Annotated in this window: 9 protein-coding genes; 3 read left to right on the forward strand and 6 right to left on the reverse strand. The window is 71.5% G+C overall.

Features of this window, described 5'->3' with window-relative positions:
- The first annotated feature begins 33 nt into the window (after window positions 1-33).
- Together ABZZ74_RS20465 and ABZZ74_RS20470 are read left to right on the forward strand one after the other, a co-directional pair.
- A complete protein-coding gene (locus ABZZ74_RS20465) occupies window positions 34-1077 on the forward strand; it encodes an LCP family protein (RefSeq protein WP_356766811.1) in 1044 nt (347 codons plus the stop codon).
- 149 nt (window positions 1078-1226) lie between these two features.
- Complete coding sequence (locus ABZZ74_RS20470) at window positions 1227-1637, forward strand: rodlin (protein ID WP_356766813.1); 411 nt, start codon at window positions 1227-1229, stop codon at window positions 1635-1637.
- Window positions 1638-1700: 63 nt separating this feature from the next.
- Here the strand turns inward: ABZZ74_RS20470 and ABZZ74_RS20475 are convergent, their stop codons facing one another.
- From ABZZ74_RS20475 to ABZZ74_RS20495, 5 genes are all read right to left on the reverse strand, one after another.
- The gene (locus tag ABZZ74_RS20475; protein ID WP_356766815.1) at window positions 1701-3620 is read right to left on the reverse strand and encodes an AMP-dependent synthetase/ligase; all 1920 of its coding nucleotides are present in this window, start codon (window positions 3618-3620) and stop codon (window positions 1701-1703) included.
- Window positions 3621-3690: 70 nt separating this feature from the next.
- Window positions 3691-5253, reverse strand: coding sequence for a von Willebrand factor type A domain-containing protein (locus ABZZ74_RS20480; RefSeq protein ID WP_356766817.1), 1563 nt, complete (start codon window positions 5251-5253; stop codon window positions 3691-3693).
- Between the two features lie 172 nt (window positions 5254-5425).
- Window positions 5426-6286 carry an ABC transporter permease gene (locus ABZZ74_RS20485; protein WP_356766819.1) on the reverse strand — a complete coding sequence of 287 codons (861 nt, stop codon included), beginning with the start codon at window positions 6284-6286 and terminating at the stop codon, window positions 5426-5428.
- Window positions 6283-8934 (reverse strand): CocE/NonD family hydrolase, encoded by a 2652-nt coding sequence (locus ABZZ74_RS20490; protein WP_356766821.1) that lies wholly within the window; start codon window positions 8932-8934, stop codon window positions 6283-6285. The genes ABZZ74_RS20485 and ABZZ74_RS20490 overlap by 4 nt, the downstream gene beginning before the upstream one ends.
- A gap of 113 nt (window positions 8935-9047) precedes the next feature.
- Window positions 9048-10448: an APC family permease gene (locus ABZZ74_RS20495; RefSeq protein WP_356766823.1), complete on the reverse strand. Its 1401-nt coding sequence runs from the start codon at window positions 10446-10448 to the stop codon at window positions 9048-9050.
- A gap of 325 nt (window positions 10449-10773) precedes the next feature.
- Between ABZZ74_RS20495 and ABZZ74_RS20500 the strand changes: the two genes are divergently transcribed.
- Window positions 10774-10944: a hypothetical protein gene (locus tag ABZZ74_RS20500; protein WP_356766825.1), complete on the forward strand. Its 171-nt coding sequence runs from the start codon at window positions 10774-10776 to the stop codon at window positions 10942-10944.
- Between the two features lie 55 nt (window positions 10945-10999).
- Here the strand turns inward: ABZZ74_RS20500 and mmsA are convergent, their stop codons facing one another.
- The gene (gene mmsA, locus ABZZ74_RS20505) at window positions 11000-12502 is read right to left on the reverse strand and encodes a CoA-acylating methylmalonate-semialdehyde dehydrogenase (RefSeq protein ID WP_356766827.1); all 1503 of its coding nucleotides are present in this window, start codon (window positions 12500-12502) and stop codon (window positions 11000-11002) included.
- Window positions 12503-12510: the final 8 nt, after the last annotated feature.

The raw sequence follows: 12510 nt of genomic DNA on the forward strand, positions 1-12510 counted from the left end.
ATTATCGGCGGCCCGTTCGCTTACCTTCCTCGCATGGCGAAGAACCCTTTGCGTTTCCGGACATCACTGCGGCGCCTGCTCGTTCCGGGAATGGTGCTGCTGGCCGCCGTACCCCTTCTCGGCAACTCCGCGTTCCGCGCTCCCGAGAAAGCGGCGCACGGAACGAACATCCTTCTGCTGGGAACCGACGGCCGCGACACCATCACGGCCGAGGAAAAGCGAAAGTTCCACGCGGGCGGTGTCGCCTGCGACTGCACGGACGTGATGATGCTCGTCCATGTCTCCGAACGCCGGGACCGAGTGAGCGTGGTCGGTCTGCCGCGCGATTCCCTGGCGCAGATTCCCGCCCGGCGCGACGATTTCACCGGGAAGGAGCGCCCGGCGCATCCGGCGAAACTCAACAACGCCTATGCCGAGGGCGGCGCCCAGCTCACCGTGCGCACGGTGCAGGACATGACGCACGTGCCGATCGACCACTTCCTGCAGATCGACTTCCGCCGGTTCCTGGACGCCGTCGAGCAGGTCGGCGGGGTCGAGGTGTGCACGGCGCGCCGGCTGAAGGACTCGGCCACCAAGCTCGACCTCGCGCCCGGCAGGCACCGGCTCGGCGGCGGGCGGTCCCTGCAGTACGTCCGCTCGCGCCATGTGGACTCCTCGGCGGACCTCGGCCGGATCCAGCGTCAGCAACGGTTCCTGGTCGCGGCGTTGCGGGACCTGATGTCCCGGCGGGTGCTCACCGACCCCGAGGCGATGGCGCGCGTCGGGCGCACCCTTCTCGGTGCCGCCTCCGTCGACCAGGGCTTCGGCGCGGATGATCTGGTGGAGCTGGCGTCGGTGCTGAGCCGGGTGCCGCTGTCGCACACCGAGTTCGCCACCGTGCCGATCGCCGACTTCAACCCGGTCATCGAGGGCGTCGGGTCGACCCTGCGCTGGGACCGCGAGAAGGCCGACCAGGTGTTCGCGGGCCTGGTCGCCGACCGGCCGCTGATCCCGGCCGGGCAGAGCCCCCGCCCGAGCGACCCGCCGCGTATGCAGGGATACCTCCCTGTCCGGGGAAGCTCCCTCGCCTGTCGGTAACGAGATAACACTTTCTCTCCCGCACTGGGCCGAACGGGGCATACGGCGCAACCAAACCCGCGGCCGGCGGTTGATCAAAACGCGGCTCTGCAACGGGGTCCGCTCTCCGAAACTTCGCACCGGAGTCCGCTCTCCGAAAGGGAACGAACATGAAGAAGCTGTGGGCAAGCGCGGCCATCGCCGCCTCCATCGCCGGCGTGACGGCCGCCGGCGCCGCCCCGGCGCTGGCGATCGGCAACGACGACGGCGTGCAAACCGTCAACGGCAACGGCGCCGTCCAGAAGTACGGCAACCAGGCCACGCACGGAGACATGAGCCCCCAGCTCTCGCTCGTGCAGGGCACCCTGAACAAGCCCTGCGTCGGCCTGCCCGCGAAGGTCAACGTGCAGTCCGTCGCCGCCCTCATCGCCAACGTCGGCGTGCAGGACATCCCGATCCTCTCGGCCCCGCAGAACCAGCAGTGCACCGAGAACTCCACCCAGGCCAAGGGCGACGAGCCGCTGTCGCACATCCTGGACAACATCCCGGTCCTGTCGGGCAACGGCGCCAGCAACAGCTGACCGCAGCACCGCCGAAGCGGGCCGCCGAGCACATCGGCGGCCCGCTTTCGTGTGCCCGGGCGGCTACTTGGCGTACAGCGCCTCGATCTCGTCCGCGTACGCGGCCCGCACGGCGTGCCGCTTGACCTTCAGGGACGGGGTGAGCAGGCCGTTCTCCTCGTTGAACTCGCCCTCGACCAGCCTGAAGGCGCGGATCGACTCGGCGCGCGAGACGGCCTCGTTGGCGTAGTCGACGGCCCGCTGGACGTCGGCGCGCATCCGGGGGTCGCCTATCACCTCGGACATCGGGGTGTCGGCGGGCAGCCCGCGAACGGACAGCCAGTGGGCGACCGCCTCGGGTTCGAGGGTGATCAGGGCGGCGACGAAGGGACGGTTGTCGCCGACGACGACGCACTGGCCGATCGGCGGGCGGCTGCGCAGCCGGTCCTCCAGGACGGCCGGGGAGACGTTCTTGCCGCCCGAGGTGACGAGGATGTCCTTCTTGCGGCCGGTGATGGTGAGATAGCCGTCCTCGTCGAGCGCGCCGAGGTCGCCGGTGGCGAACCACTCGTCCTGGAGCACGGCGTCCGTGGCCGCCGGGTTGTTCCAGTAGGCGCCGAAGACGATGCCGCCCTTGATCAGGACCTCGCCGTCGTCGGCGATGCGCACCGCGGTGCCGGGGACGGGCTGGCCGACGGTGCCCGGGCGGGGCCTGAGCGGGGGCACGATGGTGGCGGCCGCGCTGGTCTCGGTCAGGCCGTAGCCCTCGTAGACGATGATCCCGGCTGCGTAGAAGAAGAGGTTGAGGTTGCGGTCGAGCGGGGAGCCGCCGCTGATGGCGTAGCGCATGCGGCCGCCGAGTTCCTTGCGGACGCGGCGGTAGACCAGCAGGTCGTAGAGGGCCCAGGCGGCGTACAGGGCGGGGCCCGGGCCCTTGCCCCGGTCGAGGAACTTGTCGAGGTACGCCGCTCCGAAGCGGACGCCGACACGGTCGGCGCGGTCGAAGGAGGCGCCCCGGCCGACCTTCTCGGCGGTGGCGCGGCCGGTGTCGTGGATCTTCTCGAAGAGATACGGCACACCGACCAGGAAGGTGGGGCGGAACTCCTTGAGAGCGGGCCGGAGTTCGTCGGGCTTGATGCTGGGGCAGTGGCCGATCTCGATGCGGGCCATCAGACAGGCGATCTGCAGGGTGCGGCCGAGGATGTGGGCGAGCGGGAGGAAAAGGAGGGTGGAGGCCTGCTGACGGGTGACCTCCTTGAAGACGGGGTGCAGCAGCTCGACCGTGTTGGCGGCCTCGGCGTGCAGGTTGGCGTGGGTGAGCACACAGCCCTTGGGCCGGCCGGTGGTGCCGGAGGTGTAGCAGATCGTCGCGATCGTGCCGGGCGTCAGGGCGGTACGGCGCTTGGTGACCTCCTCGTCGGGGACGTCCCGGCCGAGGACGGTGAGCTCGGTGAGCGCGTCTTCGTCCAACTCCCAGGTGCGGGGCGGGGTCGGGTGGCCGGCGGTTCCGGTCGTCACCGTGGCGGTGTTGTCGGCGGACTCGGTGACGACGAAGCGGGCGCCGGAGTCGCGGACGATCCACTCGACCTGCTCGGCGGAGGAGGTGGCGTAGACCGGGACGGTCTGGCCGCCGGCCGCCCAGATGGCGAAGTCGAGGACCGTCCACTCGTAGCGGGTGCGGGACATCACCGCGACCCGGCCGCCCGGTTCGAGGCCGGCCGCGATCAACCCCTTGGCTACGGCGCTCACTTCGCGGGCGAAGGCGGCCGCGGTGACCGGCTGCCAGGTGCCGTGCAGCCTGCGGCGCAGGATCACGGCATCCGGGGCCTCGGCCGCGTTGGTGTAGGGCAGGTCGGCGGTGCTGCGGGTGGTGGGGGTCTTCGCCATCGGCGCGGTGCGGGCCTCGCGCACCGCGCCGGACGCGTCCCTGACGACCTCGACCCTGGTGCGCGCGGCCAGGTCACCGCGCTGTTTCGCCCGCTTCAGATCCTTGCGTACGCCCATGGCGGCTCCCGGTCGGCTCGAACTGGGAGCACAACTTACCCGCAAGTAAGAAGGAGTCAATGGGGCCGGATCATTTCATGAGGCTCGCCTCGTCGATCGCCTCCGCCAGCCGGTCGACGTCCTGGTCTTCGGTCTTCTTCGCCAACGCGTGGGCCCGCTCGCCGAGTTCGCCGAGGCCGGGGTTGCCGGGGAGGGAGCCGACGTCGTCGGCCTCGGACGCGCGGGTGCGCAGGGTGTCGGCGAAGTAGGCGGCGATCGCGGTGACCTGGAAGCGGCTGGGGGCGCTCCACACGTCGTCGTGCAGGGCGTCGGTCTCCAGCTGGCCGGACTCCTCGTGCGGGGCGCGGGACTTCGGGTCGAGCCAGCGGACGCTGGCGGTGGCGAGGTGGCCGTCGGCGCCGGGCTTGGTGCGCACGGCGTACAGGGCGGTGACGGTGTGGCCGGGGCCGACCTCGCCGCCGTCGACATTGTCGTCGCGGAAGTCCTCGTCGGCGACCTTGCGGTCGTCGTAGCCGACGAGGTGGAACTCGGCGACGGTCTCCGGGTCGAAGGCGACCTGGGCCTTGGCGTCCCGGGCAGTGAGCTCGATGTTCTGCGGGAGCTGGTCGACGAAGACCTTGCGGGCGTCGTCGTCGCCGGAGACGTAGGCGGTGTGGCCGTCGCCCTTGTCGGCGAGGCGTTCCATCAGGGCGTCGCCGTAGTCGCTGCCGACGCCGACCCCGAAGAGGGTGATGCCGTGGTCGCGGCGTTCGCGGGAGACGCGTTCGAGGATGGAGTCGGCGTGCGTGTCGCCGGTGTTGGCGAGACCGTCGGAGATCAGTACGACCCGGTTGGTGGCGCCCTCGCGCAGGCCGTCGGTGGCGGTGGCGTAGCCCTTCTCGACGCCCGCGCCGAGGTTGGTGGAGTCCTCGGTCTCGAGGTCGTCGACGGCGTCGTGGACCCTGCCGCGGTGGCCGCCGAGGCGGGTCATCGGCAGGACGGTCCGCGCCTCGTCGCTGAAGGTGACCAGGGCGACCGAGTCGTCGTCGCCGAGCTGGTCGGTCATCGTGTCGAGGGACTTCTTCGCCAGGTCGAGGCGGCCGGGCTCACCCATGGAGCCCGAGACGTCGACGACGAACGTGAGCGCGGCGGGCGGGCGTTCGCCGGAGTCGGCGGCGCGGGTGGCGAGGCCGACGCGGACCAGGGACCAGGCGGCGCTGTCGGTGCGGGCCCCGTCGACGGTGACCGAGAAGCCGTTGCCGTCGGGGCGGTCGTAGTCCTGACGGAAGCTGTTGACGAACTCCTCGGGGCGCACCTGCGAGGGGTCCGGCAGCCGGCCGTCGGCGAGAACCCGGCGGGCGTAGCCGTAGGAGGCGGTGTCGACGTCGAGGGCGAAGGTGGAGAGGTGGTCGGCGGACGGGCTGTCGTCCGGGCTCACTCCGCGCTGCTCCCCGGCCGCCGCCGAGCCGGCCGGGGCCGGGAGGCCGCCGGTGCGGTTCGGGCGGTCCGCCGACGTGGTGTTGCTGTCCTGGCCCGCGCTGCACGCCGTGAGCAGCAGGCCGCCCGTCGCCGCGAGGGCGAGCAGGGCGATGCGCAGCCGTCGGGTACGACGGTGTGCCGTGCCGGGCCCTGGTGCTGGGTACCGCTGCTCCATCTTCCGTGCCCCCTCTGCCGATTGACCGGTGGTTCGAACGGCCGTGTTGGCGTCGCCGTCTGTGACTGTGACGGCGGAGGGGGTCGGAACGTGCGTGACGAACCGTTGCGGATGGATCTCGAAGCGGCCACGATCATGGCCCGCCGAGACCGGTGGGTGACCCTCCGTTGACCTAGGAGACCACGTCCTTGCGGGCGAAACCGCGGAAGGCCAGGGCGAACAGGACGAGCGCGTACGTTATGGAAATCGCCGTGCCCTGGATCATGCCGGACCACTCAGGATGCGGCTGGACGGCGTCCGCCCACGCGAACTGCCAGTGCGCGGGCAGGAAGTCCCGCCAGTGACCGAGGGCGGTCACGGCGTCCAGGACGTTGCCGACGATGGTCAGGCCGACCGCGCCGCCGACCGCGCCGAGCGGTGCGTCGGTCTTGGTCGACAGCCAGAACGCCAGTCCCGCGGTGACCAGTTGGGACACGAAGATGTACGCCACCACCACCAGCAGTCGCTGCGTGGCCGTGCCGGTGTCCAGCGCGCCGCCGGTGGGTATCTGCAGCGGGCCCCAGCCGTAGCCGGCCGTGCCGACGGCCAGGGCGACCACCGGCAGCAGGATCATCGCGGCGAGGCTGAGGCCGAGTCCGACGACGAGCTTGGACCACAGCAGGCGGGCGCGCGGCACGGGTGCGGCCAGCAGATAGCGCAGGGAGGACCAGCCGGCCTCCGAGGCGACCGTGTCCCCGCAGAACAGGGCGACCGGGATGACCAGCAGGAAGCCGGCCGACACGAACAGGTTGACGGCGGCGAAGTTGGCGCCGGACGCCGTCGCCGTGTCCATCAGCGTCACCTGGCCGTTGCGCTCGCTCGGGTTGCCGATCGCGAAGGCGATCAGCAGCACGAACGGCAGCGCGGCGAGGATCGCGCCCATGACGAGCGTGCGGCGGCGCTTCAACTGCCGTACCAGCTCGACCCGCAGGGGCAGGGTGCGGCCGGCCCGGTAACCGGAGGCGGTCTCGGTGCGCTCGACGAGCGTGCTCATGCGGAACCTCCGATCAGAGTGAGGAAGGCATCCTCCAGGCGGCGGTGCGGGCCCACCGACCGGACGGGCACTTCGAGCCGTACGAGCTCGACGACCAGGCGCTGCGCGCTGCCGCCGGGGTCGAGCCGGACCAGGAGGCCGCCGTCGGCGGGCACCGCGGAGGCGACGCCCGGCAGGGTGGCGACCTTCTCGACGACCGGCTCCTCCACGGGCGCGGCGGTGCCCACGAGCAGGGTGTCGCCCGAGCCGATGATCTCCCCGACCGGTCCCGCCTGGACGAGCCGGCCGCGGTCCATGACGACGAGGTGCGTGCAGGACTGCTCGACCTCCGCGAGGAGGTGGCTGGAGACGATGACCGTACGGCCGGCGGCCGCGTAGCGGATCATCACCTCCCGCATCTCGCGGATCTGCGGCGGGTCCAGGCCGTTGGTCGGTTCGTCGAGGATGAGCAGGTCCGGCAGGCCCAGCATGGCCTGGGCGATGGCCAGGCGCTGGCGCATGCCCTGGGAGTAGGTGCGCACGGCCCGGGCGAGCGCGTCGCCGAGCCCGGCGATCTCCAGGGCCTCCTCCAGATGGGCGTCCTCGGGCGGGCGGCCCGTGGCCCGCCAGTACAGCTCCAGGTTCTCCCGGCCGGAGAGGTGCGGCAGGAAGCCCGCGCCCTCCACGAAGGCGCCGACCCGGGAGAGGACCGGGGCGCCGGGGCGGATGGCGTGGCCGAAGACGCGGATCTCGCCGGCGTCCGGCTTGATCAGGCCCATCAGCATGCGCAGGGTGGTCGTCTTGCCCGCGCCGTTCGGCCCCAGCAGGCCGAGGACCTGGCCCTTCTCGACGCGGAAGGTCACCTCCCGCACCGCGTACCGGTCGGCGGAGCGGGCGTACCGCTTGCTGAGGCCGGTGATCTGCAGCGGGATCTCGGCGAGGCCGGGGTCGGGCGGCGGTGCCGCGGTCGTGCGGCGACGGCTCGTCAGGAGCAGGGCCAGGGCGATGACCGCGCCGGCCAGCGGCAGCCACCACACCCAGGACGGCAGCGGGGCGGCGGCGGTCGTCACACCGGGGGCCGTGGGCACCGTGAGGTCGCCCTTCAGCGAGACGGTGTACGTCGCCGGGGCGGTCGGGGAGGCGTAGCCGAGGTCGGTGGAGGCGAGGACCAGGCGCAGCCGGTGGCCCTGCTCGACCTCGTGGTCGATCGCCGGGAGGGTGATCGTGACGTCCTGGCCGGCCTTGGCGCCCTCGACGCGGACAGGCGTCACCAGCTGGGAGGGCAGCACGGGGGTGCCGCCGCCGAGCCCAACGTCGTACACCTTCGCGAAGAGCACGGCGTCGTCGCTCGTCGACGTCACGTGCACGGTGACGGTCGGCGATCCTGTGACGCGCAGGCCGGTGCTGAGCGGCGCCGACTCGAACCGGGCGTACTGGCCGGGGAAGTCCAGCGAGACGCCGACGCCGAGCGAGGACAGCTGGGCGAGGCCGCCCGCGCCGCCGAGGCCGGGCAGCGCCGAGACCCCGGGCGGGGTGGCGCCGGGCGGGTTGTCGAAGCGCTGCTGGGTGCCGCGCAGGACGACCGGGCGCCGCCCGCTCTCCAGGCCCGGGTAGGTGGTGTCGGTGGCGCCGCGCAACTGGGCCGCGCCGCTGGTGGAGTCGACGCCTCCGGTGCGGGTGACGCGGAAGGCCGGGCCGGTGTCGGTGCCCTTGTCGTCCTTGAGGTACCGGTCGAACCAGGCACGCACGCGTGACTGCGTCCGCCCGGTCTCCATGTCGCCGCCGTCGTGTCCGCCGGCGATCCAGTCGACGTCCACCGGTGCGCCGTTGGCGCGGATCGCCTTCGCGGCGGCGTCCGCCTGGCCGAGCGGGAAGAGGGAGTCGGTCTGGCCCTGCATCAGCAGGGTGGGCACCTTGATGCGGCTGCCGACGGCGGAGGGGGAACGGGCCTGGAGCAGCTCGCGGGCCTGGGCGTCGGGCCTGCCCGACTCGGCGACCCGCTCGTACATCCGGCACAGCTGCGGCTCGAACTTCTCGCAGCCGCCGCCGGAGTTGACGAAGATGCCGGCCCACAGCTTCTTGAAGACGCCGTTCGGGAACAGGGCGTCCGCGAGGTTCCAGTAGGTGATCGCCGGGGCGATGGCGTCCACGCGCTGGTCGTAACCGGCGGCGAGCAGGGAGATCGCGCCGCCGTACGAGGCACCGGCGACGCCCACGCGCGGGTCGCCGGGCTTGTCGAGCTGGACCTGGGGCTGCTTGGCCAGCCAGTCGACGAGCTGGGAGACGTCCTCGACCTCGCCCTTGGGGTCGTTGAGGCCGATGTTGCCCGTGGACCTGCCGAAGCCCCGGGCGGACCAGGTCAGTACCGCGTAGCCGTCTCTGGCGAGGTCCTCCGCCTGCTGCCGTACGTCCTGCTTGCTGCCCCCGAAGCCGTGGGCCAGCAGCACGGCGGGCCTGCGGCCGGCGGGACCGGACGTGAAGTACGAGGTGTCGATGCGGACACCGTCGATGGCCATGATGCGGTCGGTCTCGTGCACCGCGGGCTTGCTGTCCGAGGCGACGGCCGTCCACGTTCCCGCGCCCGCGAGTACGACGACGGCGGCCCCGGCGGCCAGCAGCCGTCGGGGCCTCCGCAGCAGCCCTCGCGGGCGGGGCAGTCGAAGATCCATGCGTCAACCGTAAAGGGCGCCGCCGACAATGAAGGCAGACCCCGGGGTGAACCCCCGGCCATCCCACGGACGTACGGCCCACCCGGTACGTACACCAGGTGCGGTAGGAAAGGCTATGCCCGGGCGTCCTCCGGGATTGATACGAGCCACCTCGTGTCCTTGCGGGGGCGGAGGTACAGGGCCCAGTACAGGGTCGCCGCCGCCGTGATGCCGCCCGTCCAGAGCAGGTAGGTCGTCTCCTGCTGGGTGAGGATGTAGGCGAGGACCGCGATGAGGAGGACCGGCATCGCGGGCCACAGGGGCATGCGCCAGGCCGGGGTGTGCCGGTGGGCGCCGCGGCGCGAGAGCAGCGCGGCCACCGCGACCAGGAGGTACATGCCGGTCACCGAGACGCCCGTGACGCCGTACAGGGTGTCCAGGTTGACGAAGCAGAGCAGGGCGCCGGGGACGCCGACGGCGAGCGTGGCGACCCAGGGGGAGCCGAAGCGGCCGAGCTTGGCGAAGACGTCGTTGACCGGCTGGGGCCAGGCCTTGTCGCGGGCCGAGGCGAACAGGACGCGGGAGTTCTGGATGACCATGACGATGCCCGCGTTGATGATCGCGAGGGCCACGCAGAGGCTGACGAAGGTGCCGACCGCGGAGTCGGACCAGGCGGTGACCATGGAGCTGATGTCGCCGCCGGTCAGCTCGGAGAGGTCCGAGGCGCCCAGGGTGATCGCCACCACCGGCACCAGGATGATCACCGTCGAGATGGCGAGGGTGGCCAGGACGGTGCGGGCGACGTTGCGGCGCGGGTGCTCCAGCTCCTCGGAGAGGTAGACGGCCGTCGAGAAGCCCTGGGTGACGAAGAGGGCGATGGCCAGCCCCGAGACCACCAGCATGGCGGTCACCGTGTCCGTGTGACCGTGCGCGCCCGTCACCTGCATCGAGGTGAGGCTGCCGAGGCCGCGGTGGCTGTGGGTGAAGCCCAGCAGGGCGACGACGCCGGCCGCGATGACCTCAAGGACCAGGAAGATGCCGGTGATCCAGGCGTTGGCGCGCAGGTCGAGCAGGCCCGCGAGGGTGGCCAGGAGCATCACGCCGGCGCCGGTCATGGCGGGGTCGAGGTGGACGACCGGGGCGAGGTAGTCGGCCGTGCCCATAGCGATCACCGGCGGCACGATCATGACGACCAGCAGGGAGAGGACGAAGACCAGCCAGCCCGCGAGCCGGCCCGCCATCGTGGAGACCATGGCGTACTCGCCGCCCGCGCTGGGGATGAGGGTGCCCAGCTCGGAGTAGCAGAACGCCACGGCGATACAGAGGAGGGAGCCGATGGCGATCGTCAGGGCGGTGGCGGTGCCGAGCGAGCCGAAGAGGTCCGGCACGACCACGAACAGCGTGGAGGCCGGGGTGACGCAGGAAAGGGTGAGGAGGGTTCCGCCGACGACCCCGAGGGAGCGCTTGAGCGCCTTGGGGCCGGTGCCCGTCGCCTCGGGGACGGCGGTGTCGACAGGGCGGAGCGTGTCGGTCATACGGCGGATTCCGATCGACTCGTGCGGATGCCTCCGGCGGCTGCGGTGATGCTGCATGGAACCCCGACGAAAACCGAGGCGTCAATAGGTGTTTACCTACGGAATTCGTAGATCGAAAGCCTTCGGACGCGCGTATACGGCACTTTGTTGCCGCCGCTTCCGCTGTATTGAGCCGTACGGGAACCGCAGGGCCGCGGCGAAAAAACGTGGGGACACGGGGCGGCCGGGGTGGGGTTCTTCGGGGCGGGCGACGGTCGCGACGTCCGCGTGCGGGGCCGAGGGCACGAAGACGGCGGCCCAGGCGGTGAACAACGCGGACAAGATCATGGCCGGCCGTGCTATCCCGGGCCACGGGCTGGCCTTCGACGTCGAGATGGACACCAGGGCCGCGCAGATACAGCAACTGCACGCCTCCCCGACGACCCGGGTGCTGATGGTGAACGGCGCCGCCTGGCCCCACCCGCTGCGCAGACCGGGGATCTCACCGAGCGGATGAAGAAGGCCCGGGAGCAGCAGGGCTGATCCCGGGCCCGGGGTGCCGGACGGCGTCGTCAGTGGTTGCGGGGGAAGCCCAGGTCGACGCCCGCCGGGGCCTCGGAGGGGTCGGGCCAGCGGGTGGTGACGACCTTGCCTCGGGTGTAGAAGTGCGTGCCGTCGTTGCCGTAGATGTGGTGGTCGCCGAAGAGGGAGTCCTTCCAGCCGCCGAAGCTGTGGTAGCCGACGGGGACCGGGATCGGGACGTTGACGCCGACCATGCCGGCCTCGATCTCCAGCTGGAAGCGGCGGGCGGCGCCGCCGTCCCGGGTGAAGATCGCGGTGCCGTTGCCGAACGGGGAGGCGTTGATGAGGGCCACGCCGTCCTCGTAGGTGTCCACGCGCAGCACGGTCAGCACGGGGCCGAAGATCTCGTCCTGGTAGGCCTTGGCGGTGGTCGGCACCTTGTCGAGCAGGGAGATGCCGATCCAGTGGCCGTCCTCGAAACCGTCCACGGTGTGGCCGGTGCCGTCGAGGACGACCTCGCAGCCCTCGGCGGCTGCGCCGGAGACGTAGGAGGCCACCTTGTCGCGGTGGGCGGCGGTGATCAGCGGGCCCATCTCGGAGGTGGGGTCGTTGCCGGGGCCGATCTTGATCTTCTCGGCGCGCTCGCGGATCTTCTCCACCAGCTCGTCGCCGATCGCGCCGACCGCCACGACCGCGGAGATGGCCATGCAGCGCTCGCCCGCCGAGCCGTAGGCGGCGGACACGGCCGCGTCGGCCGCCGCGTCCAGGTCGGCGTCCGGGAGGACCAGCATGTGGTTCTTGGCGCCGCCCAGGGCCTGCACACGCTTGCCGTTGGCGGAGGCGGTGGTGTGGATGTAGCGGGCGATCGGGGTCGAGCCGACAAAGGAGACGGCCTTGACGTCCGGGTGCTCCAGGAGCCGGTCGACGGCCACCTTGTCGCCGTGGACGACGTTGAAGACACCGTCCGGCAGGCCGGCCTCGGCCAGCAGCTCGGCGATCTTGATGGAGGCCGAGGGGTCCTTCTCGGACGGCTTCAGCACGAAGGTGTTGCCGCACGCGATGGCGATCGGGAACATCCACATCGGGACCATCGCCGGGAAGTTGAACGGCGTGATGCCCGCGACGACACCCAGCGGCTGGCGGATCGAGGCCACGTCGACCCGGGTGGCGACCTGCGTCGACAGCTCACCCTTGAGCTGCACGCTGATGCCGCAGGCCAGGTCGACGATCTCCAGACCCCGAGCGACCTCGCCGAGCGCGTCGGAGTGGACCTTGCCGTGCTCGGCGGTGATCAGCTCGGCGATCGCGTCCCGGTTGGCGTCCAGCAGCGCACGGAACTTGAACAGGATCTCCGTGCGCCTGGCCAGCGAGGACTGGCCCCAGGTCGCGTAGGCGTCCTTGGCGGCCGCGACCGCCGCGTCGACCTCCTCGACGGAGGCGAAGGCGACCTTCGTGGTGACCGCGCCGGTGGCCGGGTCGGTGACCGGCCCGTGGTTGCCCGACGCGCCTTCGACGGTCTTGCCGCCGATCCAGTGGTTGACGATCTTCGTCATGCCCGGTT

This window comes from Streptomyces sp. NPDC006476 (genome assembly GCF_040612015.1).
GTDB classification, from domain to species: Bacteria; Actinomycetota; Actinomycetes; order Streptomycetales; family Streptomycetaceae; genus Streptomyces; species Streptomyces griseorubiginosus_B.